This is a genomic window from Candidatus Avelusimicrobium caledoniensis (assembly GCF_902756455.1).
Taxonomy (GTDB): Bacteria; Elusimicrobiota; Elusimicrobia; order Elusimicrobiales; family Elusimicrobiaceae; genus Avelusimicrobium; species Avelusimicrobium caledoniense.
On the sequence record NZ_CACVRB010000006.1, the window covers coordinates 22,036 to 44,391 of the forward strand.

A 22,356-nucleotide genomic window follows, 5' to 3' on the forward strand; every position below is an offset into this window, starting at 1 on the left:
GCTCCTCCTTACTTTGCTGTACGGTAGTGCAGGAAAACACGTCCCCCCGCCGCTACCTTTACTTTTTCAAATGTATGCTCTGCTACTATGTTACCATATCCGTCGCGAAGTAGCAGGCGGATATCCTGTTCGCCCGGTTTAAGAAATAACCGGGTCATAAAAATTTGGGCGGGCAACGTGAACCATTGGCGCGTATCGGCTTTTTCCACCGCACTTCCCGCCACCGTTACAAATAAACCGGCCAAATCACCCCACACTTGGTTATCTTTGTTATTAACCGCCGAATTAACCGCCTGGCTCGTAGCGGCGGCGGCCACTTGCTTGGCTACCGCGCGGGCAACGGCCCGAAACCAAATACCGGGCAAGCGTTCGTCCAAATCGGCTTTAGCGGCGGCGGCCAAATCGGCCATTTTTTGCATATTATAGCGTTGTCCGTCCTCGGTTTGCACAAACGCGGACGTAACGGTATAAAACGGTTGTTCCAACACCGGATAAGCCAGCGTAACGGCGCGACCCATAAACCCGGCTCTGAGCGCGTTAGCCACCTGTGGGGATAAACTTTCCCGCTGAGACTCTTGCGCCGTAGATAGTATGGCATACACCCGGTCCCACGCAAATTGCACGGTCGTATTGCGTTTAAGCGGCAAAACACCGTTGTAATGTAAAATAATCACTTCGCCCAGTTCGTTGTAATTGGACGGTACCACAAACTCGGGAGCGCGTACGTTTAAAAGCGACGAAAGATTTTTATACGCATTTAACGCGTTAGAACGCGAAATACGTGCGTCATCAATTTGCCCAACCGATTCAAATACCAAACTGGCAAAATATTGTACAAACGGATCGTCGTTATATCCTTTTTTCTTACTGCCGCGCAAATTGTCTAAAAACAGCACCGCCCGGCGGGCTTCCACGGCGGCATCGGACAAATTATTTTGGTCTACAAAATTTACCATGCGGTAAAAATACGTAAGCGCGCGTTCAAAAGGGGACACGCTGTACGGTAATGTCAAATCGTTAATTGCTACGCGCCCGATTGATTGAGTAGCACTGACGGTATACAATTCTTCAATACGCTCTTGCGCTTGGGCTAAAAGCTCGTCGCTTTTGGCGGCCTCGCCGGCATCATGCAATAAAACGGCCTCATCCAAATAAGCCAAGGCGCGGTCCTGCCGGGCATAATTTTTACGGCGTTGTGCTTCTACTTTATCGGCCGCTTCTTTAAAATTACCCGACGCGGCCATCCTGTTAATGTCGGTTTTATAACGCAAAGAAGGCGCCGCACACGCGGAGCAAAAAACAACCAGCCCCAACAACAGGTATACGCGCGCCTTCTTCATGTAAAAAACTCCTTACCACGACACTTTGCTGCGGGTAACGTATTTTTTAATTTGTTTTTGGCCGTTCCAAACGATTTTGTTCGTTTCTATGTTGATGAGTTTTAAGTTCGTCTGATAGAAAACGAGTGCTTTGGAGCCCGATTTGTCTACTACCGAGCTTAATACGCCCGAAAGCATAAAATCGGCCCCGACTTCTTGCCCGAAGGCCTTGCGGGTAGCTTCGGAAGCAAATTCGTCCTGTTCCAAACGTTCTTGGCGAATTTCGCCGCGTTCGTCTTTGGAGGCCACGAAATCTACTTTGCCCGAGTTGATCAGCGCGCGTTGCATTTCTTCAATGAACACGCGGGTATTGATGTGTTCGGACGATTCGTTTTTGACCGTACCGACGATTACCACCGGCTCTTTGCCGCCGTTTTGGGCGAGGTATTTAGCATACCAACCACCTTGCAAACAATCGGTAATCATTTCTTGGGCGACCATTTGCGCGTCGGTATCGTTCCAACCGCCGGACACGTCTTTAACGAGGTTTGTTTCCACCCGTTTAACTTTGGGGCCGCACGCAAACACGAACGGTACCAAGAGCAAAGCAACAAATACTTTTTTCATGCTAATTTCTCCTTTAATTTAGCGTTATTTCTATCCTATCAAATTTAACACGGCTGCGGGCCAGTTTATTGCATAGACCTCACGGCCGTATGCCCGTCCCGGCGAGCACCCCGGCAAGGGGGTTGACAAATCAAAAAAAAAAACGATAATAAAGGGACGGAAAAAAATATAAGGAGATTTTTATGGAAAGAAAAATTCAAATAAAATTAAGACGTCATGCTGAACTTGATTCAGCATCTTCCACGCTTGATGTTTCACAAGGAAACGACAACAGCGTACGTGGAAGATCCCGTATCAAGTACGGGATGACATCCTTATTTGATAACGTGGGCTTTACGCTCATTGAATTATTAGTCGTTGTTCTTATCATCGGTATTTTGGCCGCGGTGGCGTTGCCGCAATACAAAAAGGCGGTGTGGAAATCGCGTGCGACTCAGGCATTTGCGTACGGAAAAACTTTCATGGATGCACAACGAGTTTATTATCTGGCAAATGGCTTTTATGCTACGTCTTTTGATGAACTGGCAGTGGAAACTACCGTCCAACTTCCTTGGCGGGCTGATATACACGAAGACGGACACGTGCGTCTTCAATGGATAGAAAAAAACGGAAATTCCTATTATTTATGGAATTTTTACCCTACAATCAATAACGTTCAATACGGTTACCAATGTGCTGTACACCAAAACGCCCCCAACGCCGATTTTTTAAAAGAAACCTGTAAGAGTATCACCCATGACAACTCCCCGTCCGTTTGGGACAACGGCTGGACTGTATATCGTTTATATATATAACAATTAGTTGTCAGCAACAAGAAATAACGACACACGCCCCTGGGACACTACGAGATCCTGAATCAAGTTCAGGATGACGTCCCAGGGGCGTGTGCATGCTTATAGAACTTAACAAGGCCGTTTCGTTATAGACTAACTTTGCAGATGTTTATATGATTTTTCAAATTCGCTTTTAGTTTGCGGGATAAACAACAGACTACCATTGCAAGAGAGAAGATGATTTTTCAGATTTGAGCCGTATTGCGCGGGCAAGTGCCCCGTATAGGCGTGGTGGTAATCACGTCAAGGGGCAGGGACGCGCAAGACGGCCAAATGTGGAAAATTGTATCGCAGGAACACGACACAAGGGCACAACGATTAGTTGTGCCCTTGTGCGTGCTTATAGAACTTAACAAGGCCGTTCTTATTTATCTTGGCCGGTGCGGTCTTTGCGGTCAAAGTAGTGCGTATGCAAGAGTTCATGCGCCTTATGTCCGCCGATTTTATCAAAAATCGTGCCATACAACGCCATGACGTCTTTGTTGTCTTGCGACTTATACGCGAGCACTTTATCCTCTTGGTATAACCCTTCCGCACGGTTTTTGCGGGCTTGCCAACCTTCAAATTGGGGCTGGCCGGCTCCTGCCACACAACCGCCTTGGCAGGACATAACTTCAATAAAGTCGTACTTATTTTTACCGGCTTTAATGTCGTCTAACAGTTTGCGTGCATTTCTAAGGCCGCTCACTACCGCTACGCGCACGGTTTTGCCCGCCACAGTCAGTTCGGCCTCTTTGACGGTGCTGTTAGCACGCAAGGCACTTAAATCTAACTTGCCCGCGCCTTTGGGGTCTAATTCGGCGGCCGCAAAGCGCAAAGCCGCTTCCATTACACCACCCGACGCACCGAAGATGACGCCCGCGCCGGTTTTGGTACCGAACGGACGATCAAATTCTTCGTCTTTGAGGTTGACAAAATCAATGCCCGCTTCTTTAATCATACGTGCTAAACCGACGGTCGTTACCACATGGTCCGTATCCGGGTTGCCGTTCACATAAAATTCTTCGCGTTTGACTTCGCCTTTTTTAGCCGAGCACGGCATAATCGCTACGACAACTAAGTCCTCGCGTTTGCCGCCTTTTTCCACAAAATCGGCCTTGATGACCGGGCCCATCATCTGCATCGGCGAGCGCGCCGTAGAGAGATTGGGGATAAATTCCGGCGTAAATTTTTCTATGTAATTTACCCACGCCGGGCAGCAACTGGTCAGTTGCGGCATATTTTTACCTTCGGTTAGACGGTGTAAAAATTCGGTCGCTTCTTCCACGATGGTAAGGTCAGCCGCAAAGGCCGTATCGTACACGTAGTCAAAACCGAGCATACGCAACGCCGCGGCGATCTTGCCGTCAATGTTTTTGCCTTGCGGCAAACCGAAGATTTCGCCAAGGCCCACACGCACCGCCGGAGCGATGTGTACGGCTACTTTTTTGGTGGGGTGGTTGATGGCTTTAAATACTTCTTCAATTTCGCTGTTGTTGGGCGTTAATGCACCCGTCGGGCAGACGCGCGCACATTGGCCGCAGGACACACATTCGTGGCTTTCGCCCAAACCGTGGTTAAAGGCCGGAGCAATTTGAGCCCGGTATCCGCGGAACGCAAAATCAATCGCGCCGATACCTTGTATTTCGTTGCAGATGCGCACGCAGTTACCGCACAAGATACATTTACTGGTATCGCGCACGAGCGCGGCAGAAGACGTATCGCGGTTAACCGGTTTTTGTTTGGCTTTAAAGCGGATTTCCGTAATGCCCATTTCTTGCGCTAAACTTTGGAGTTTGCAGCGGCCCGATTTGGAGCAAACCGTGCAGTTGTGGTTGCCGGAGGCAAGCAAAAGTTCCAAGTTAATGCGGCGCAGGCGGCGGATTTCGTCGGTATTGATAGACACTTTCATCCCCGCACGCGGAGCCACACAGCAAGACGCCACTACCCCCATACCTTCTACTTCCACCAAGCACAAGCGGCACGCGCCGTAAATTTCCAATTCCGGTTGGTAGCAGAACGTGGTGATTTTGAAACCCGCTTTGCGGATGAGTTCCAACAAATTCCGTTCGCCTTCAATGGCTACTTTTTTCCCTTCAATAGTAACAAAGTTTTCTTTTTCCATAATTTTATCCCTTACGCGCCGACTTTTACCGCGCCGAATTTACAAGTAGATTTGCAGCTACCGCATTTGATACATTTTTTGGGATCAATCACGTGCGGTTTACCGACTGCACCCGAAATAGCTTGCACCGGGCAAGCGCGTTTGCACATCCCGCAGCCCTTGCATTTGGCCGGGTCAATGGCATAACTGGCAAGCGCTTTGCATACGCCGGCCGGGCAACGTTTTTCTACCACGTGGGCGAGGTATTCGTCCTTAAAGTATTTTAAGGTAGAAAGCACCGGGTTGGGCGCTGTTTTACCAAGCGCACAGAGCGAAGATTTTTGTACGGCTTTGGCTAAATCTTCCAGCGTTTCCAACGTTTTAAGCGTGCCGCGCCCTTCGCAAATATCGGTCAGCAACGATAACATTTGGTCTGTACCTTCGCGGCAGGGAACGCACTTACCGCATGATTCGCGTTTGGTAAATTCCAAGAAGAAACGCGCCACGTTCACCATACAGGTATGTTCGTTCATCACCACCAAACCGCCTGAGCCGATCATAGCTCCGGCTGATTTTAACGAGTCAAAATCAAGCGGCACATCGTAATGTTCTTTGGTTAAACATCCGCCCGAAGGCCCCCCGATTTGGGCCGCTTTAAAGGCGTTAGGATTGACCGTACCGTCGCTATTGGTTGTACCGCCGGCAACGTCGTTAATCACTTGGCGCAAGGTCGTACCCATCGGCACTTCCACAAGCCCCGTATTGGCGATATGGCCCGTGACGGCAAACGTCTTGGTGCCCGGGCTGGTGGGTGTACCGATTTTGGCAAAGTTTTCAGCGCCCATTTCAAATACTTTGGCAACGGTTGCCAATGTTTCTACGTTATTGATAACGGTGGGTTTTCCGAACAAGCCGCTGTGAGCCGGGAACGGCGGTTTGACTTTGGGCATACCGCGTTTGCCTTCCACAGAGGCGATTAAAGCGGTTTCTTCACCGCATACAAACGCGCCGGCGCCTTCCATCACGTTAATTTTGAAGTTTTTGCCGGAGCCGAAAATGTTTTCGCCCAAAATACCGAGCGCTTCGGCTTCTTCAATGGCTTTGCGGATGCGTTTAATAGCGAGCGGATATTCCATACGAACGTAGATATAACCTTCGTCGGCACCGATCGCCCGTGCGGCAATCATCATACCTTCCAACACGGCGTTGGGGTTGCCTTCCATAACGGAGCGGTCCATAAAAGCCCCCGGATCGCCCTCGTCGGCGTTGCAGATGACGTACTTTTTACCTTCCGGTTCAATGCGGGCAAATTCCCATTTTTTACCGGTGGGGAAACCGCCGCCGCCACGTCCGCGAAGACCTGATTTAATCATTTCTTGGCAGACTTGTTCCGGCGTCATTTCCAAATAAATGCGTTTGGCCTGTGCATAGCCGCCGTGCGCGATATATTCGTTAATATCTTCCGGGTTAATGCGTCCGCAATCGGCGAGCAAAATACGCTGTTGTTTAGCATAAAACGGAATATCGGCTACGGTTTTAGATTTTTGGTTGTTGGCCGGGTTGTGGTATAACAAGCGGTCAATGACTTCGCCTTTGAGTAACGTTTTTTCAATGATTTCCGGCACATCGGCTACTTTTACTTTGGTATAAAAAATGTCGCCCACGCTCACCAGCGGTCCTTGCGCGCAGAAACCGCGGCAACCGCTTAAGCTTAAATAATTTTCGCGGCACCCTTTGGTAACTTCCACACTGCAAGCCACGCCGCGTTTTTCCATTTCGGCTTGGAACGCTTTATATACGTCTAACGAGCCGCCCGCAATACAGCCGGTACCGCCGCAGATAACGATACGGTGTTTGATGGCTTTATAAGCGTCGTTAAACTCTTTAGCAATTTTTTCAATATCTTTCGTTGCCATAGTTATTTGGCCTCCGCTTTGATAACTTCGTCAATGAGTTCTTCGGCTTTGGCCGGAGTCACTTGGCCGTGGACGACTTCGTCCACTACCATTACAGGAGCCAACCCGCACGCCCCCAAACAAGAAACACACTCTAAGGTAAAAAGTAAATCTTCGGTGGTTTCTTGCCCGTCTTTAAGTTTGAGTTTCTTTTTAACGGCGTCAATAATACCGGCCGAGCCCTTTACGTGGCAAGCCGTACCATTGCAAACGCGGATGATGTGTTTGCCCTTGGGCGTAATAGCAAAGTGGGCAAAAAACGTCGCCACGCCGAACACTTTAGCGGGCGAAATTTTGAGTTCGTTAGCAATGTAACGCATCACATCTTCCGGCAGGAAGTGGTAGGCATCTTGCACTTTTTGCAAGATGGGGATTAACTTGGCGCTATCGTAATTATTTTCTTTTAAGATCTGCGCCGCGGGTGCGAATCTGTCTGACATAAGTTCTCCTATAAAAATTTACTACAAAACAAATTGTTGGTGTATTAAGACGGGAAACCGCCTCTATGTATTATAGCAAAATACAAAGTGCTATAAAATAGCTGACCATCAGCACCAGCCCGGTCGGCACGGCCACGACGGCCCACTCGCGGCTTTTGATGCCTAATTTTTCAGCCGCCACGATGTTAGGCAAATTTCCTTGCACAAGCATACTGCCAAACGCGGCTAGCCCGATGACCATATACGTTAAATCGGTAGAAGAAATCGTCGGTACGATTTCAATGGCCGCCAAGGTAGCGTTGTCAATAATAACGGAAACGGCATTGGCAAAAAATAAGAACTTTCCCCCCAAATGAGTCATCGTGCTTTGGGCCAATGGTCTAAGCCCCGTGCTGATTAAATGGAGTGCGGCCACAAACATATAAATATGCCACGTACGCCGCAAGACCACGTTGTACGTTTCTTTATCTTCGCGGATGTGCATTTGCATACCCGCTCCGGCGTGACGGGCCGTATATCCGGCCGCTATGGCTAACGCCACGAGCGCGGGCAAGATCCAACCCGCAAAATGACGCATCAAAAAGAAAAAATCAGCATGATACGGCGGGCCGGAAAGTGCATTGTTAATTACCAGCCCCATCGGCTCAGCCAGCGGCGTCAGCACCGCGCCCAACGCAATAGCATAACAGGCAAAGACCGTGATAGATACCGTTTGTTTATGTTCCACATGGACTACCTGTAACACTTCCGCCAGCACGAGCGCGGCTACCGTTACACTTACGAGCGATGACGCTACCCCCAACGCAAAAATAAGCAGCGCAAAACTGTAACGAGGTTCTAACCGTTTAAAAAAGATAAATAAAATACGGAAAATATAGCGCGAGTAATTGTTAAAAATCACACTAACGACCAACACAATAAACGCCACATTGACGGGATATTGCAAGGTTTTGTAGATAAAATCAACACTCCATCCGCCGCTGACTGTTACCGCTGCCGCGCCTACACCGAGCAAAAAAAGATCCAAGTGGCTTTCTACCCAGCGCGATGTAAGCGGCCAGGCAAGTAAATTAATAACAATCAGCCCCAACAAAAGATTCATCCAAAGCGGAGGGTGCGTAACTAATGTTTCCATATAGGTATATTTTACTAAAAAAGGCGGACCTTCGCAGACAGGCCCGAAAATTTAGTACAATAAATGGGCACAAAATCTGTTGCAAATTATTAAGGAGAAAATTAAGTATGAAAAAAATTATTGCTTTATGCTTGGCTTTCGGTTTAGCCGCCGTATATGCCCAAGCTGCCGATGATTGCGGTTGCGTCGCTACCGACGTAACCTGCGTAAATAACTGCACGTTATCTAAAGTGAGCAACTTGCGCAAAAACTTGGAAACCAAAAAAGCTGCGGCCAAAAAACAAGCCAAAGCCGCTAAGGCCCAAAAAGCGCAAAAAGACAATGCCGCCGCCGAACAGGCCAAGGCCAAAAAAGAAGAATTAAAAGCCAACGCGAAGGCCAAAGCCGAACAAACTAAAGCCAACGTCAAGGCACAAAAAGAACAAGCCAAAAAAGACGCCGCTGCCAAAAAAGCCGAATTAAAAGCGCAAAAAGAACAAGCTAAAAAAGAAGCGAAAGCTAAAAAAGCTGAATTAAAAGCGCAAAAAGAACAAGCCAAAAAAGACGCTGCTGCTAAAAAAGCGGAAGTAAAAAAAGATGTAAAGAACGCCAAGGCCGATGTAAAAGCCAAAAAAGCCGACGTTAAACAATCCGCTAAAGACGCCAAAAAAGCCGTCAAAGAAGAACAAAAAGCGTGGAAAAACTTGGCCAAATAAGTTAATTTAAAATTAGCTTAAAAAAACGCCCCCGGCAAAAAACCGGGGGCGTTTGTTAAAGGTGTGTATATCAAAGTCTATTTTGCGTAAATCCACTCGATGTTTCCCTCGGCACGAGTCCCTTTGGCTGCCCCCGTTTCCTGTTTGCAGACTTGGTTGCGCCAATCAGCATCAAATGTAGTAAGTACATAACAAGCACGTCTCCCGGGTTTTTCAGATTCCGGGATATGTGCAGGCCGCCGCCCATAACCAAAACCGATTTTTTCATTGTAGCAAACCGTGCGGGCCACGTCACCGGAATATCCCGTATAACAAAACCCCCAAGGGAAGTCATATCTGTTTAGCGAACTAGTATTTTGTTGTCCGCCGGCGGGTAAATCTATATCCAATTCCTCAAAACGTTTACTGTATTTCCCATTTGCCAAATAATAAACTTCCTGCGCTTGCGTAATTTTATCTACAATACTTTTAAGCTCCACGTACCGCGCCTTAGCCACGGATAAACGATACTGCGGCAATGCCACCGCCGCCAAAATGCCGATAATTAAAACTACCACTAATAATTCAATGAGCGTAAATGCTTGCTTGTTTTTCATACATCCTCCTTTGTTTCATTTAATAAAATGTAGCAAAAAAAAAAACGATGTCAAGGCCCTTGCCGGGCCCAGGCAAACAAAAAGCTATCTTTCACTTACTTGTAGCCACACTGTTTGTGCATTGTCGCGTTGTTATGTGCCGATGAGAAAACAACGCCGTTTGTCTTCCCCCCTTGCGGGGGAAGTGGTTTGGCGGACAGAGTCCGAACAAACCGATGAGGGGTTATCAATAAAGTTATTTTCCTTATTCTGTTATTCTTCTCTTTTTATTACCCCTCACCCGGCCTACGGCCACCCTCTCCCGCAAGGGGCGAGGGAATAAAGAGAGTATATGCCCGCCACGGCGAGTGGCCCCGCAAGGGGTGAGGGAAAAAGAGAATGGCAACACAAAATTCCGGCCGACAACGAAAAAGCGGGGCAATTCAAAAAGAATTGCCCCGCCTATCAACAAAAGGTTTCAACCTATATAATAATCAACCGCACGGCCATTACAATTAAAATGAGTCCCGCCAATAATTCTACTTTTTTACTGGCGATCGTTTTGGAGTTCGGGCCTCCCAAGTGAAACCCGATCAACGTCATTACAAACGTAATGATAGCTAAAAATATCCATTGCGGAAAGCACGCCGTATCCATCGTTTCGGCGGCATAACCCACCAAAAACGCGTTCATCGCCAACAAAGCAGACACTTTTAAAAGTTTACCCGTGGCCCCGGTATCTACCGTATAGAAACTGGGTGATTTTTCAATAGATTCCAACATAAATTTAATACCCAGCAGTAACAAAAACGCAAACGCTACCCAGTTATGTGCCAAGTATACCCAGTTGCGGAAGAACAACATGCTGACCAAATAACCCAACACAAAAAACAGCATATTAAATCCGGCAAAGAAAAGGGCAACTTTGATAGAGAACACACCTTTATCTTGCGTAATATTCATCCCCGTCATATTGGCACTAACCATATTATCTACACAAATACAGATAAAAATAATAATTACTGAGATAATACCCATACGCTAACCTCGCTAATAAGATACCGGAATTCTACCAAATCTTCAGTCCTTCAAGCAACAATTTTACACCTAGTAAAATAAGAACCGCTCCCCCCACCATTTCCATACGTTGCCCGAATTTTTGCCCCAGCCACGCCCCGAAATAAAACCCAACCCAGCTGGTAACAAACACACACACTACCATAGTGACGGACATCAGCACCCACGGCAGTTGCGTGGGGGCAAGCCCCATCCCCACCAACCACGCATCTATACTGGTCGCCACCGCCAACAAAACAAGTGATTTAGCATCCCACGAACGGACCGTTTCTTCCGGCTTAGCTCCCGGGCGGCCCTCCCACATCATGTGCGCTCCTATCCAAACCAAAATACCAAAAGACACCCACACCGCATACGTATGAAGCAATTTCCCTACTCCTACCCCCAGCAACCACCCCGTACTAAGCATCACAAAATGTGCCAAAGAAAAAGCACTGCTGGCCTTAAGTTCATCTTGCCACGGCACGTGTCCGTGCGCCGCGCATCCGGCGGCTACGGTAACGGCTAAGTTATCCATACATAAACTAAGTGCAATAAGTAATACAGACACGAAAATCATATAATTATGATATCATTTTAAAAAGCTGTTTAGGAGTAGCGCATGGAATCGTTAAAAGAACTATATAAGATAGGTATGGGGCCGTCCAGTAGCCACACCATGGGCCCGCATAAAGCCGCCGAAGAATTTAACCGCGCGTACCCGCAAGCCGTATCTTTCCGGATTACGCTGTACGGCTCGTTGGCCGCCACAGGCAAAGGCCACTTGACCGATTTTACAATCAAAGAAGCGCTTTATCCCAAACCCGTTTCTGTTTTGTGGCAACCGCAAACTTTTCTGCCGCGCCACCCCAACGCACTCAAATTGGAAGCATTAGATAAGGCGGACCACGTATTAGGCACACAAACGGTATATAGCGTAGGCGGAGGCGCGATCCGTACCGATGAGAATTTTGACGTGGTGCAAAAATCGGTTTATCCGCATACGTCCATGGAAGAAATTTTAGCGTATACATCCCAACATAAAATGCTCTTGTGGCAATATGTGGAAGAGTGCGAGGGCGAACCGATTTGGGACTATTTAAAAGAAGTATGGTCTGCCATGCAAGATACCATGAACCGCGGTCTAAAAAAACAAGGCGTACTGCCCGGCTCGCTTAATTTGGAGCGCAAAGCCCGCTACTATTTGCATAAAGCGGAAACTTCGCCGCGCTACGTACGGCGTATCAACAATTTATTTGCTTACGCACTTGCCTGTGCCGAAGAAAATGCGTCCGGCGGGCAAGTAGTCACCGCTCCCACATGCGGCTCGTGCGGTATCGTACCGGCTGTTTGCCGCTTACTCAAAGAAGTGTATGAATTTGAAGACAGCGTGATTTTGCACGCATTAGCTACCGCCGGACTTATGGGCAACTTGGCTAAAACAAACGCGTCCATTTCCGGGGCGGAAGTGGGATGTCAAGGGGAAGTAGGCGTGGCGTGTGCTATGGCTGCGGCGGCCTCGTGCCAATTAGAGGGCGGTGATAACCGCCGCATCGCTTACGCCGCCGAAATGGGACTTGAACATCACCTAGGTTTAACGTGCGACCCGGTGGACGGGCTTGTACAAATTCCGTGCATAGAACGTAACGCCATGGCGGCCTCGCGCGCGCTGGATTGCGCGACGTATGCACTCATGTCCGACGGCGATAACCGCGTTTCGTACGATGACGTACTGGCTACCATGATGCAAACCGGCTTGGATATGCACCACGACTACCGCGAAACTTCCCGCGGCGGCCTCGCCCGATTTTTCAAGAAACATTGGCTAAACGTCAAACGCAAAACAAAAACCTTTGCGCGCAAACATCGCAAAAATAAGAAATAATTTTACGCACTTCACCCGCAAAATTTCTATCCGACTATTTGCACCTTGCGGCGTGAATTTGGTAGAATATAGTACCCAATTTTATGGTGGATGTAGCTCAGCTGGTTAGAGCGCCGGTCTGTGGAACCGGAGGTCGCGGGTTCAAATCTCGTCATCCACCCCAAATATTTTTGCTACAACTTGCTAACACCCGGAGTCCATCCCGGGTGTTTTTCTGTTAAAGACCCACCTGCCGCTAGGCCTTTTGGCCTATTGCGAAGTAAAAAGCCATTGGTTACAATACAAGAGAGGTCCCCCGGATGAAAAAATATATACAGTGCATATTATTGTGTTCGTTGTTTGCGTGTTTACCGCTTGTGGCCGCGGGTGGAATCCCGCCCGGGCGGGCACTCCGTCTCCGTGTGCCCCACCCCGCCCCGGCACATTACCACCACCGGATACCGCGTCCGGGGATATTCCCTGTAAATCAGGTAGTTACACCCATTGCCCAAAGAAATATTTTACAAGCCGGTATTAACCCGTTGTCCCCCGTTCCGGCCGCCGCGGCACACTTGCCCGAAAATCCGTTCCAAAACGATCCTTTCCCCATGGCAGACGCCGCCTATGAACGATTAGTCAGCACAATATATTCTCCCGCCGTTGCGGCAGGAAAATTTTTCCCACCCTCCAGTGCCTTGCGCGCATGGCATGAACATTCCGCCCCGGAAGTGCAACGTTCTCTTTTTCTGCAGGAAGCCCGCCAGTTGGAAAACTTAGCCGCCACCGATCCGGCACATTACAGTTATTTAGAGGGGCAATTGTTTGATTTACTTTGTGAGTGGAACAATACCTCTTATTTTTCCGAGGATACTTTTTTCCGGTTACAACAGGCCTTATTTCCTTTTTCGCTGGCGGCACGGTTGCGCTGGCCCGACGCATGGGCTGTCAGCTCCCAAGATTCTACCCGGTGGCCGTTTGTAAATCCGCGTGAAACGTTGGCCACAGGCCCGCTTACTTTTCAACCCGATTTAGTAGTTCTTATCATTAACGACAATGAAGAGGTCGCACAGGCCGCGGCCGCCCAATTACAAAATTACGCCGGGCATATTTTTATCGCGTATGACATGGGAGAACTCTACCATTTTATTGACCGGATGAAAGCCCAACATTTACGCCCGCATTACATCGTATCCGACGGAGCCATCGGGCGCATGGTTTCGGACCGGGATATTAAACTTGCGTTGAAAAAATCTTTCCCCGAAATCGCACAAGAAATGGGTTTTATCATACTTTCCGATGGCATACTTGATTTCTATGCCCAACGCAACGGGTACGTTTCCTACATCACACGCAAAGAGGACCATTTTGAAAACTTAGACCGTCTTATCGGCGGCTTGGAAGAAAAATACCATATCCAAGACGCGATCCGCCAAATACCCTAAAAAAAACACACGGGACAATCTGCCCCGTGTGTGTCCTTACATATATATTTGTGCTATAAGTACAAATCAAAACTATCCAACAGTTTCCCTTTATCGCTATATACTTTAGCAGATAATCTCCGGTCCACTATTTTTACTACCGCATAATGCCGTTGCGATACAAAACGCGCGGTGGACGGATGCGGATTTTCGCGCTTGGTAGGCGTGGCTGCCGCCGTGCCTAACGTAACGTACGTTACCCCGTTTTGCTTAGGTTCCCCGCGAAACATGGGAAAAGTCCGTTCGTAATTTAAGTCTCCGCCTTGCAACACTAAATTAACGCGGTACTCTTCAAAGATTTTAACTAAATTTAAAAATACTTCATTATTTGCACCGCGCACACCGGACGAATAGGCCGGCGCGTTCATCACAACGATTTTCCATTTTTCGCCTGCACCGGCCAGCGTGCTTTTAAGCCACGTTACTTGCGCCGATTTTTCCGTAATATCCGGGGCCCACACCGCACCTTCGGCCACGTTGGTGTCTAAGAAAATAAAGCGCGCATTGGCCGAATCAAACGAATAATACTTCGGGGTAGCGTTACTCCACGACATATCGTGGAAACGCCGGTAATTGGTTAAGAAAAACGGTTTGCTGTCGCGCGATTGGCGGTCCGGTCCGTACTCGTTAGGGCCCACTGCCACAAAAAGCGGCATATTACGAAGCACCTGCTCAAACGGAGTAAAAAATTCCGCATTGGCATCGGCGTTAAGCCCGCTACGGGTCAAGTTGCCGGTATGAATTAAGAAATCGCTTTTTTCTTCGGCGATACGTGCGGCTAAATTCTGACGCGCTTGGGCGGAGTCATCCGCCGGAGTCGCCGGCTTAGCCGTCATAAACGGGAAGAACGAGGCCGAAGTTTCTTGCGGATCTTCGCTGACAGGTTCTTGCGGAGCCGATGAAGCCGTTGCCCCTAAAGCTACAAATTTAACGATTTTCCGCTCAGCCGAAAACAACGTACGAAACGTACCGGCCACCGGCTCTTGCACCCCGTCTTGCGCTTGATTATATACATAGACCCGGTAGCAAAAATCTTGGTTAGGCACTAAGCCATACAAAACAACTTTATGTTGGGTGCCTTGGGGAGTAAGCGTCATAATTTGGTTACACCGCGGGGCGGGGCCGTACTCCAACCAAGCCGGAGTAGACGTATCGGTCTGCCAACGCATTACAAGCGTAGTTTGGGTAGGGTCTTCCAAGTAAGGCCCGCGGACAATCTGGGCCGAACTAGCCCAACCGGCCAGTAACAGAAAAAGAAATAAAAAGTTAATTTTTTTCATCTTTTTTATTTTATCAAATTCCGCCACTTCCTTACCGAAAGTTTTACAGGCAAAACAGCGCAAAATTTTGTTTAATTAAAATATATGAAAAAAATGATTCTTCTTTTCGCTTGTTTTGCCGCGCTTTCATTACACGCGCGCACCGTAGACATTTCCGCCGCCTACAACGGCTCTAAGCAGTTTGACCAAGCCCAACTCAGTGCCAACATGGCGCTCTCGCTTAATACGCTTGCCGGGTTGGAAGTGCAAATGGCTAACGAACGGTTATTCAAAGACCCCGTTTATTCGGTGGCTGTTCCTTTTGCCTTGGAGTTAGACATACTGCGCTTTTCGTTACGTCCGTTTTACTATTTCAAAAACAAAAGCCATTTGGACGGCATACAAAATTCTTCCGCGTTTGGTCTTAATGCACAAGTCCGGGTGAAACTAAACGAGGATGAAGTCAACGAAAACTATGCCTATGCATTTATGGGAGCGTCCTTTGCCCGTCAACAGGGGACTTCTTTTTATAACGACGCCACCCTGGAAAACCGTTACTATTCGCAAGCGGCTTTTATGCTCGGTTTATCCCAAACGCTCTACAACGCATTCGGACTTGATATAGAGGGCTCGGTCTTCCAGTATCCCGACGGTGTATCCGATTTGGCCGGCTTTCGCGGGGTGATGAACCAACAAGACCTCGCCCGCACCCAAACCTTGGATATTGTCCATGCACTGGCCAAATATACCATCGGCACGCGGCTAAGCCGCATGTGGGCCGAAAACGGTTCGTCCGCTTATATCAGCTATCGCTTTGGCGAGTATCACACCGCCCAAGCGGAACATTCCGTTTTAGGCGGCCTTTCTTTCCGCGTTACTTCGCGGATTTTGGCGGAAGTGGCCTACAACCACGTATTTACCGTGCATAATCAAAACAAACGGGATATCGGATCGGTACGGCTTTCTACTTTCTTTTAACCGGGGATCACTATGGACTCTGCTGAACTCAATGTAAACACTCAAGCTTTATCCATGATTGCGCATAAACTACGCACGCCGCTATCCATTATCAACGGATATTGCGAAGCTGTGCAAGCGCAAAATAAAAATACGCTTTCCCCGTTTTCGGCTAAAGCATTATCGGAAATCAGCGTACAAGGGATGCACCTTTCACAACTGGTGGACCAGCTTATTACGTTTAATAAAGTATGCTCGTTGACAGCTGAAACCATGGAAAAAAAAGAAGTGGAACTCAAGCCCATTATCAAACGCTGTGCCGAACACGCGCTGGCGTTGGAAGAAAGCTTATCCTCTTCCTCGCCCGATAAAGCCAATACCGTCCGCCGCGGTGCTTTTGTGGAAACAGATTGCCCCAGCCAACTGCTTTTAAAAGCCAACGAAGAAATGCTTATTGTTTGCATGAAGGAATTATTAACCAATGCTATTAAATTTAATAATAAAACGGAAAAAGTGATTAAAATTCAATGTTTAAATCACGGCAACAGCGTTTCGTTATCGGTGCGCGACTACGGCACGGGTATCCGTCCGCAAGACGTCAACCGTATTTTCGAACCGTTCTATCAAGTAGATGACGACTTGACCGGCCAAGTCAACGGTTGGGGCTTAGGCCTTACCATGGTCCGGCGCATTGTAGAGTTACACGGCGGCACGGTCAGCGTGGTATCGGACCGGGGGCTTGGCTCTATTTTTACAGTTAATTTACCGCTCTAAAGAACTTATGACACCCGAGACCTTATTAGATACTATTTCTACCCAAACAGATGTCTTCCGCGCGCAACTCATTACTGCTACGCGCGAGTTGCAGGAGCTCAACCGCCGCTTGGAACAAATTGAGCAACAACTGCGCAAAAATATTGACGTACGCGACAGCACGTTCGCAAACGATTTTAACACCTATTGCCAACAACTGCGCCACGCATTAGACGAACAAGAAACCGCATGGTTGGCCATACGCACCCAAGTACGCGCGTGCAAACCGACCGATTGGACCGCCGATTTAATTTTGCCGGCCAAAGGCGTCAACAGCCGCGCCAAAACACTCTCGCGTGCGTGCGATGAATTTATCACTGTGTATGATATTTTTGCCCGGACCTATAAAGGATTTACGGCCACCAAAATTAACGTTTGGTTGCTGACTTCCTGTCAAAGCGACATCCCCAGCTTGACCGGAAAAATTCTTTTCCTGGCCCGCGAAATTGCTAAACAAACCGAAAAAAAGAGGGGGGCTCATGTCGCCGGATAAGCCGACTTATTATTACTTAAAAACTTCCGCCATCTGCTTAACTATTATAGCGGCTGGCGTGGCAACTGCGTTTTTGGTTTACACCAAAGCGTTGTTAATACCGCTAGTTATTTCTATTTTTTTCTATACGATCTTGGCCCAAACAACGCTTTATTTACGCCATAAGTTTAGTTTCCCCCAATGGCTTGCTTTAACCGTTTCCGTTTTGTTGGGAATTGCGTTTTTTGTGGCGGTTATTTTATTTACAACCACCTCGGTCGGGCAATTTTTAAAAGGCGCGGAAGTGTACCGCCAAAACTTGATTGCCACTATCGGCGATTTGACGGCCAAACTGGCCGAGCACGGAATTACCTTGGACCAAAATTTTATTGAAAATTACGTACGCGATTTGCCTGTATTTAATTGGCTGAAAAACTTCGGCGGAAAATTATTTTCCGTACTGTCTAATCTAACGCTGATTATTTTATTTATGGTGTTTTTCCTCTTAGGCAGTAAAAAAGCCCAACCGATTACCAACCCCGCTATTAAAGAAATGCTCTCCAATGTGTCTGTGTATTTGTCGGTTAAACTTATGGCTTCGCTCATTACCGGGCTGATTGTAGCAAGCATTTTGATCAGTTTTCAAATCAAATTGGCGGTGCTGTTCGCGCTGTTTGCGTTTTTACTTAATTTTATCCCCAGCGTGGGATCTATTATATCGGTATTGTTACCGGTCCCGGTGCTCTTTTTACAATTTGGGTTTGGCACTAACTTTTTTGTAGTAATAGGGTTATTAACCGCGACGGAATTTATTATCGGCAATTTGGTAGAGCCGCGTTTTTTGGGCGAGGGTATGGACTTGCACCCTGTAGCGGTAATCGGCTCCCTTATTTTTTGGACGCTTGTTTGGGGCGTGCCGGGCGCGTTTTTATCCGTTCCGTTAACGGCCTCGTTGAAGATTGTGCTTAGCAAAATTAAACAAACACGCGTAGTGGCCGAAATTCTGGCCGGCAGATTACCACACTGACACCCAACCACATTTATAACCCCCGCGCCCAAACTTTTGAGCGCGGGTTTTTTTTGGAAACTTTTTTACTTCGGTTTAGCAATAAACGGCTGCCGGTGCGGCTTGTGCTCTTGCGGCACGAGCTCTACTTCGCTCATCAGTACCGAGGGCGTAACGATCACTTTGTTGTAGAAATTCTCCGCCAGCTCCGCTTTTCCCCCCACCGCCAGTACGCTGCGCAAGTCGCGTTGGGTAAAAAAGTTGCCGTCCCATTTCAAATTCAGCACCGTTTCTTTGCGGCCGTCTTTGGTATAGATACGCTCAATACCCAAATCGCCGGACGGGTTGGGCTCGTGTAAAATATAGCCATATTCCAACCCCAATTCGCGGCAACGCGCGAGTAATTTTTCTTCCATTTGCTCGTCGGTCCATGTTTCGGTGGGCTCTACAAATACGTTCGTTAAATCTTCGCGCGGACCGTAGAGTTGCGAAATTTGCGCATGTCCGTTACTGCGGTGGTTTTTACTAAGCGGACGTTGCGTAAGCGGAAACTCTTTGACATGTCCGTTTTGCACCAACGTTAAATTTTCAGCCGCTACGCCTTCGCCGTCTACCGGGCGGAAACGGGACAAAGCAATTCCCTCAAATTCGCGCAACAGCGGGCGATCGTACATGGTAAGCAAATCGGTACTGACGCGCAAGTGTTGTTTTTTATAAAGCTTTCCGGCCTCTTTATCGTCATCGGAATAAGTAAGGAGCCACGGCTTGCTGTTACGCATTTGGGATAACACCGCGTTCCATACAAATTGCGCGGCGGCCCCCGGCTTTAATAAAACCGGTCCGACGTACGCTTCGCCCGATTTAGCCCCGTATGCCTGCTTAATTTGCGCTACAAATTCTTCCACGCGCCCGTGCGTGCGGGTCAGTTCTTCTTCAGACACATCTTTGAGCCACCACGTTACATGGGCCGTAGAAACTTTGCCGTCCGGCTGGCGGAACTCAGCCGTGCCATACACCCACACTGCCGGATAGCTGTACTGCGCTACCGCCCCGCGGCTGTTGAGATAATACCAATCGGTATGCCGCACATCTATTTTCCAGCGGAACTTTTCCATATACGGCAACGTCTTGCCCAGTGAGGACCACTCCTTAACGCTCCGTTGCAAAACAGTCACATCCGGGTGCACAAACGGAACGATGTCTTCCACAAAATACGCCGGTTTAGCAGGCATAACATCGGGCAACGTATCGTGTATATTTTTTTTCTGCTTATACGATTTTTTCTTCTTATATAAATTAGCGGCTTGCACATAGGCCGTATCGGTCAACCACCACAAATACTGGCGGATACTGTCATAACCGGGAGCGGGATAACCTTGCGGCAACTCGGCCTGACGTAATTGCCAAGAAAACGGCTCCGTGTCGGAAAAGCCAAGCCCGTCTTGCTTATCGGATCCGACAGAGACAAAAGTTTCCGCCGTCCACCTGCCCTGATCGGCCGGGTCATACACCAGTGGCGTTAAGGTGCCCATATCGGCCTCCACTTCCCAATTATAGTTGCGGCGCAACCAATAGGCGATGTAATACGGATCAGGGTGGTCTTTTAAACGGAGTTCTTTAATAGCGCGTTGCATTTCGTCGTTCATCGCACGGAAATAGATGTTATCCGGTAGCGGTTTAGCAACCGCCACGCACGGCAAAATCAGTAAACCAATCAGTAAGCGTTTCATTTTGTCTTACCTCCTGTGGGAAGCGAATAAGGCGTGGGCAAGATAGGCGGTCTGCGTTCGCTTTTAGCGGTCTTTTCAATTTCCAATGATTTTAAAAGTACGCTTGGTGCAATCGCGGACACCGGCACCCAGCCGGACTCGGCCCCGCACGATCCGTTAAACACAGCATCGTCATCGGCCGCCGCCACGATTTGGCCAAAACTTACCAGCGGCGTACCCACCATATCGGCCCCGCGCACGACTTCTTTGCGCCCGTCGGGGTAAATACGATATACGAACTTGGGCTCTAATTTAAATACTTGCGGCATATCGGTATCGGTCATGGTAAACCCGCCGGACAAATCGTCAATGATATAGCCGTACGGTTTATGTTGGGCGCGAATTTCTTGCAAAAGCTGTTTTTCTAATTCTTCGTATGAGACTCTTTTGGAAGAAATCAACCGCGTTACCCCCATACGCGCCACGGGCCATTTGCCCAGTTCGGCACGTCCGTGTCCGTTAGATTTGGGGAAATTTTCAATCGGGCTACTGGACATTAAAAACCCGCGCAAAATACCGTTTTCCACCAACGTTACGGGAGTTACTTTCACCCCCTCGTCGTCATATTCATAAAACCCGCGCAAGGGCTGGCCTTTAAAAGAGGGCAGCGTAGCATCATCCACAATGGAAATAAACGGTGCGGTAATAAGCTGTCCGACCTTGCCCGTAAATGTTTTACCGAAAGAATCTAATTTTTGGCGGTGTCCCTCCACCCGGTGCCCGAGCACTTCGTGCACAAATACCGCCATGGCGCGGTTTTTTAAAATAGCGGGCACGGTAACCGGGTCGGCCTCCGGGGCATTTGTTAATTGCTCCAGTTCGTTAATAGACTCTTTAACTGCGGCCAAAAATTGTTCTTCGCTGGGCAGTTGGGACGGATCCGTTACATCAAACGCATTGAAACGGTCCAACAAGGTTCCGTCGGGCAGTTGGTTTTCCACCCAGTAGGACAACCTGGCAAACAAAAACGGAGTTTTAAGTTGCGTGCCGTTGGAATCGGCAAAATAGCGGTGGCCTTGTTCTACATTAAAAGAGAAACGGCTGTCTTGCACAAATTTTTTCCCGCGTGTCATTTCGGACGCTTTAACAAGCCACTTGCCGATTTTGTCCAAATCAAAACTTTTACGCTCTTGCGTGCGGCAATAGTGCGAAACGGGCGGAATTACAAAATCGTCGGAATCATCTTGACGGGTAGCGGCGGTTTGGCTGTTGGTTTTGACACGGCTAAACTCCTCTTGTGCGGTTTCTGCCATTTGTTGGGTTGTACGCCAAAGTGCTAAGCGAAACGCCAGAGAATCTTTTGCTTGCGCATCCACCCCGCGCACGGTTTTGACTAAATTGCGCCCGTAGTTATCTTCACCTTTGAGCGGACGCGTACCGTCCATTTTCGGACTACCGGCCCGGGCCATTACCGCCAAGGCAGTAGTGCGATTGGGGAACTTTTCCAAGGCCCCTTGTTCAGACGCAATAGATTCTATGGTTTTATCCTCGTATGTATAGGATAAATAGTAAACGGGCGGATTTAATTTTTTAAATGTTTTGATACCGCGTTTTAACTCGGCAGACATCAGTTTTAACGGTTGCTCGTCTTGTACGCGGCAATTTTCTTGGGCGGGCAAAAAGGACGTACACAGCCCGCAGAATAGTAAAACGGAAATGATTTTTTTCATAATGGCTCCTTGTAATTGTTATTGTATCAAATCGTTGGAAGGGACGCGAAAAAATGGTATGATATAGTAAGTTGCCGAGGTAGCTCAACTGGCAGAGCAACGGTTTTGTAAACCGTAGGTTGTGGGTTCGATTCCCATCCTCGGCTAAAAAATTTCCGCCCCATTGTGGGCGGATATTTTTTGTCCGAGGAAGAAGGCCAACTGCTTGGCCTTCGTTGGGAATCTGGGTTGGCAAGGTGTTCTGTTTGCTCTATTGCGTTTAGCCGTTTTTGCGTAGAACGGCTAGGCAAAAAAGTGAAGTCTATGTAATCATAGACGAGCTTTTTTAACAACGCCGGATAGCAAAA

The 22,356-nt window shown here is 48.3% G+C and carries 20 protein-coding genes and 2 tRNA genes; 10 read left to right on the plus strand and 12 right to left on the minus strand.

What is annotated here, in order from left to right:
* Positions 1 to 8 precede the first annotated feature (8 nt).
* Positions 9 to 1,340, minus strand: coding sequence for a hypothetical protein (locus ACQY2W_RS02345; protein WP_428048979.1), 1,332 nt, complete (start codon positions 1,338 to 1,340; stop codon positions 9 to 11).
* Between the two features lie 12 nt (positions 1,341 to 1,352).
* A complete protein-coding gene (gene lpoB, locus ACQY2W_RS02350) occupies positions 1,353 to 1,946 on the minus strand; it encodes a penicillin-binding protein activator LpoB (protein ID WP_428048980.1) in 594 nt (197 codons plus the stop codon).
* A gap of 182 nt (positions 1,947 to 2,128) precedes the next feature.
* On the opposite strand from lpoB, the gene ACQY2W_RS02355 reads away from it, so the two are divergent.
* Entirely contained in the window at positions 2,129 to 2,740 is a 612-nt protein-coding gene (locus tag ACQY2W_RS02355; RefSeq protein WP_428048981.1) for a type IV pilin protein, read from the plus strand.
* A 403-nt stretch (positions 2,741 to 3,143) separates the two neighbouring features.
* On the opposite strand, the gene ACQY2W_RS02360 is transcribed toward ACQY2W_RS02355, so the two are convergent.
* The 4 genes from ACQY2W_RS02360 to ACQY2W_RS02375 all read right to left on the minus strand — a co-directional run bounded on the left by ACQY2W_RS02360 (position 3,144) and on the right by ACQY2W_RS02375 (position 8,392).
* Positions 3,144 to 4,883, minus strand: a complete 1,740-nt coding sequence (locus tag ACQY2W_RS02360; RefSeq protein WP_428048983.1) for a [FeFe] hydrogenase, group A — start codon at positions 4,881 to 4,883, stop codon at positions 3,144 to 3,146.
* Between the two features lie 11 nt (positions 4,884 to 4,894).
* The gene (locus ACQY2W_RS02365; protein ID WP_428048985.1) at positions 4,895 to 6,778 is read right to left on the minus strand and encodes an NADH-ubiquinone oxidoreductase-F iron-sulfur binding region domain-containing protein; all 1,884 of its coding nucleotides are present in this window, start codon (positions 6,776 to 6,778) and stop codon (positions 4,895 to 4,897) included.
* 2 nt (positions 6,779 to 6,780) lie between these two features.
* Positions 6,781 to 7,257, minus strand: coding sequence for an NADH-quinone oxidoreductase subunit NuoE (nuoE, locus tag ACQY2W_RS02370; protein ID WP_428048987.1), 477 nt, complete (start codon positions 7,255 to 7,257; stop codon positions 6,781 to 6,783).
* A gap of 70 nt (positions 7,258 to 7,327) precedes the next feature.
* Positions 7,328 to 8,392 carry a DUF1646 family protein gene (locus ACQY2W_RS02375; RefSeq protein ID WP_428048989.1) on the minus strand — a complete coding sequence of 355 codons (1,065 nt, stop codon included), beginning with the start codon at positions 8,390 to 8,392 and terminating at the stop codon, positions 7,328 to 7,330.
* 107 nt (positions 8,393 to 8,499) lie between these two features.
* Between ACQY2W_RS02375 and ACQY2W_RS02380 the strand changes: the two genes are divergently transcribed.
* Positions 8,500 to 9,087, plus strand: a complete 588-nt coding sequence (locus ACQY2W_RS02380) for a hypothetical protein (RefSeq protein ID WP_428048991.1) — start codon at positions 8,500 to 8,502, stop codon at positions 9,085 to 9,087.
* A 77-nt stretch (positions 9,088 to 9,164) separates the two neighbouring features.
* Here the strand turns inward: ACQY2W_RS02380 and ACQY2W_RS02385 are convergent, their stop codons facing one another.
* The 3 genes from ACQY2W_RS02385 to ACQY2W_RS02395 all read right to left on the minus strand — a co-directional run bounded on the left by ACQY2W_RS02385 (position 9,165) and on the right by ACQY2W_RS02395 (position 11,298).
* Positions 9,165 to 9,683, minus strand: coding sequence for a type IV pilin protein (locus ACQY2W_RS02385; protein WP_428048993.1), 519 nt, complete (start codon positions 9,681 to 9,683; stop codon positions 9,165 to 9,167).
* Between the two features lie 462 nt (positions 9,684 to 10,145).
* On the minus strand, positions 10,146 to 10,700 hold the full coding sequence (locus ACQY2W_RS02390) for a manganese efflux pump MntP family protein (RefSeq protein WP_428048995.1): 555 nt from the start codon (positions 10,698 to 10,700) through the stop codon (positions 10,146 to 10,148).
* A gap of 31 nt (positions 10,701 to 10,731) precedes the next feature.
* Positions 10,732 to 11,298 (minus strand): manganese efflux pump MntP family protein, encoded by a 567-nt coding sequence (locus ACQY2W_RS02395; protein ID WP_428048997.1) that lies wholly within the window; start codon positions 11,296 to 11,298, stop codon positions 10,732 to 10,734.
* A 42-nt stretch (positions 11,299 to 11,340) separates the two neighbouring features.
* On the opposite strand from ACQY2W_RS02395, the gene ACQY2W_RS02400 reads away from it, so the two are divergent.
* The 3 genes from ACQY2W_RS02400 (at position 11,341) to ACQY2W_RS02410 (ending at position 14,024) form a co-directional block, all read left to right on the plus strand.
* The gene (locus ACQY2W_RS02400) at positions 11,341 to 12,603 is read left to right on the plus strand and encodes an L-serine ammonia-lyase (RefSeq protein ID WP_428048999.1); all 1,263 of its coding nucleotides are present in this window, start codon (positions 11,341 to 11,343) and stop codon (positions 12,601 to 12,603) included.
* Positions 12,604 to 12,689: 86 nt separating this feature from the next.
* Positions 12,690 to 12,766: transfer RNA gene (locus ACQY2W_RS02405), tRNA-His, on the plus strand.
* A gap of 136 nt (positions 12,767 to 12,902) precedes the next feature.
* A complete protein-coding gene (locus tag ACQY2W_RS02410) occupies positions 12,903 to 14,024 on the plus strand; it encodes a hypothetical protein (RefSeq protein WP_428049001.1) in 1,122 nt (373 codons plus the stop codon).
* A gap of 53 nt (positions 14,025 to 14,077) precedes the next feature.
* Here the strand turns inward: ACQY2W_RS02410 and ACQY2W_RS02415 are convergent, their stop codons facing one another.
* Positions 14,078 to 15,343, minus strand: a complete 1,266-nt coding sequence (locus tag ACQY2W_RS02415; RefSeq protein ID WP_428049003.1) for a metallophosphoesterase family protein — start codon at positions 15,341 to 15,343, stop codon at positions 14,078 to 14,080.
* A gap of 84 nt (positions 15,344 to 15,427) precedes the next feature.
* Here ACQY2W_RS02415 and ACQY2W_RS02420 point away from each other — a divergent pair, with 84 nt between their 5' ends.
* The 4 genes from ACQY2W_RS02420 to ACQY2W_RS02435 are packed head-to-tail and all read left to right on the plus strand — an operon-like array spanning position 15,428 to position 18,591.
* The gene (locus tag ACQY2W_RS02420) at positions 15,428 to 16,300 is read left to right on the plus strand and encodes a hypothetical protein (RefSeq protein WP_428049005.1); all 873 of its coding nucleotides are present in this window, start codon (positions 15,428 to 15,430) and stop codon (positions 16,298 to 16,300) included.
* Positions 16,301 to 16,312: 12 nt separating this feature from the next.
* The gene (locus tag ACQY2W_RS02425) at positions 16,313 to 17,053 is read left to right on the plus strand and encodes a sensor histidine kinase (protein WP_428049007.1); all 741 of its coding nucleotides are present in this window, start codon (positions 16,313 to 16,315) and stop codon (positions 17,051 to 17,053) included.
* A 7-nt stretch (positions 17,054 to 17,060) separates the two neighbouring features.
* Positions 17,061 to 17,585 carry a hypothetical protein gene (locus ACQY2W_RS02430; protein WP_428049009.1) on the plus strand — a complete coding sequence of 175 codons (525 nt, stop codon included), beginning with the start codon at positions 17,061 to 17,063 and terminating at the stop codon, positions 17,583 to 17,585.
* Entirely contained in the window at positions 17,572 to 18,591 is a 1,020-nt protein-coding gene (locus tag ACQY2W_RS02435) for an AI-2E family transporter (RefSeq protein ID WP_428049011.1), read from the plus strand. Before ACQY2W_RS02430 ends, ACQY2W_RS02435 begins: the two co-directional genes overlap by 14 nt.
* Before the next feature lie 65 nt (positions 18,592 to 18,656).
* Here the strand turns inward: ACQY2W_RS02435 and ACQY2W_RS02440 are convergent, their stop codons facing one another.
* Both ACQY2W_RS02440 and ACQY2W_RS02445 read right to left on the minus strand, forming a co-directional pair.
* Positions 18,657 to 20,300 carry a metallopeptidase TldD-related protein gene (locus ACQY2W_RS02440; protein WP_428049013.1) on the minus strand — a complete coding sequence of 548 codons (1,644 nt, stop codon included), beginning with the start codon at positions 20,298 to 20,300 and terminating at the stop codon, positions 18,657 to 18,659.
* The gene (locus ACQY2W_RS02445; protein ID WP_428049015.1) at positions 20,297 to 22,009 is read right to left on the minus strand and encodes a metallopeptidase TldD-related protein; all 1,713 of its coding nucleotides are present in this window, start codon (positions 22,007 to 22,009) and stop codon (positions 20,297 to 20,299) included. The genes ACQY2W_RS02440 and ACQY2W_RS02445 overlap by 4 nt, the downstream gene beginning before the upstream one ends.
* Positions 22,010 to 22,082: 73 nt before the next feature.
* On the opposite strand from ACQY2W_RS02445, the gene ACQY2W_RS02450 reads away from it, so the two are divergent.
* Positions 22,083 to 22,155: transfer RNA gene (locus tag ACQY2W_RS02450), tRNA-Thr, on the plus strand.
* The last annotated feature ends 201 nt before the right edge of the window (positions 22,156 to 22,356 follow it).

What these genes read in the sequence shown, in the direction of transcription:
- ACQY2W_RS02375 (WP_428048989.1), bottom strand. Translation starts at nt 8,392, where the DNA reads ATGGAAACATTAGTTACGCACCCTCCGCTTTGGATGAATCTTTTGTTG.
- ACQY2W_RS02380 (WP_428048991.1), top strand. Translation starts at nt 8,500, where the DNA reads ATGAAAAAAATTATTGCTTTATGCTTGGCTTTCGGTTTAGCCGCCGTA.
- ACQY2W_RS02415 (WP_428049003.1), bottom strand. Translation starts at nt 15,343, where the DNA reads ATGAAAAAAATTAACTTTTTATTTCTTTTTCTGTTACTGGCCGGTTGG.
- ACQY2W_RS02425 (WP_428049007.1), top strand. Translation starts at nt 16,313, where the DNA reads ATGGACTCTGCTGAACTCAATGTAAACACTCAAGCTTTATCCATGATT.
- ACQY2W_RS02365 (WP_428048985.1), bottom strand. Translation starts at nt 6,778, where the DNA reads ATGGCAACGAAAGATATTGAAAAAATTGCTAAAGAGTTTAACGACGCT.
- ACQY2W_RS02440 (WP_428049013.1), bottom strand. Translation starts at nt 20,300, where the DNA reads ATGAAACGCTTACTGATTGGTTTACTGATTTTGCCGTGCGTGGCGGTT.
- ACQY2W_RS02355 (WP_428048981.1), top strand. Translation starts at nt 2,129, where the DNA reads ATGGAAAGAAAAATTCAAATAAAATTAAGACGTCATGCTGAACTTGAT.
- ACQY2W_RS02435 (WP_428049011.1), top strand. Translation starts at nt 17,572, where the DNA reads ATGTCGCCGGATAAGCCGACTTATTATTACTTAAAAACTTCCGCCATC.
- ACQY2W_RS02420 (WP_428049005.1), top strand. Translation starts at nt 15,428, where the DNA reads ATGAAAAAAATGATTCTTCTTTTCGCTTGTTTTGCCGCGCTTTCATTA.
- ACQY2W_RS02400 (WP_428048999.1), top strand. Translation starts at nt 11,341, where the DNA reads ATGGAATCGTTAAAAGAACTATATAAGATAGGTATGGGGCCGTCCAGT.
- lpoB (WP_428048980.1), bottom strand. Translation starts at nt 1,946, where the DNA reads ATGAAAAAAGTATTTGTTGCTTTGCTCTTGGTACCGTTCGTGTTTGCG.
- ACQY2W_RS02345 (WP_428048979.1), bottom strand. Translation starts at nt 1,340, where the DNA reads ATGAAGAAGGCGCGCGTATACCTGTTGTTGGGGCTGGTTGTTTTTTGC.
- nuoE (WP_428048987.1), bottom strand. Translation starts at nt 7,257, where the DNA reads ATGTCAGACAGATTCGCACCCGCGGCGCAGATCTTAAAAGAAAATAAT.
- ACQY2W_RS02385 (WP_428048993.1), bottom strand. Translation starts at nt 9,683, where the DNA reads ATGAAAAACAAGCAAGCATTTACGCTCATTGAATTATTAGTGGTAGTT.
- ACQY2W_RS02430 (WP_428049009.1), top strand. Translation starts at nt 17,061, where the DNA reads ATGACACCCGAGACCTTATTAGATACTATTTCTACCCAAACAGATGTC.
- ACQY2W_RS02395 (WP_428048997.1), bottom strand. Translation starts at nt 11,298, where the DNA reads ATGATTTTCGTGTCTGTATTACTTATTGCACTTAGTTTATGTATGGAT.
- ACQY2W_RS02390 (WP_428048995.1), bottom strand. Translation starts at nt 10,700, where the DNA reads ATGGGTATTATCTCAGTAATTATTATTTTTATCTGTATTTGTGTAGAT.
- ACQY2W_RS02410 (WP_428049001.1), top strand. Translation starts at nt 12,903, where the DNA reads ATGAAAAAATATATACAGTGCATATTATTGTGTTCGTTGTTTGCGTGT.
- ACQY2W_RS02445 (WP_428049015.1), bottom strand. Translation starts at nt 22,009, where the DNA reads ATGAAAAAAATCATTTCCGTTTTACTATTCTGCGGGCTGTGTACGTCC.
- ACQY2W_RS02360 (WP_428048983.1), bottom strand. Translation starts at nt 4,883, where the DNA reads ATGGAAAAAGAAAACTTTGTTACTATTGAAGGGAAAAAAGTAGCCATT.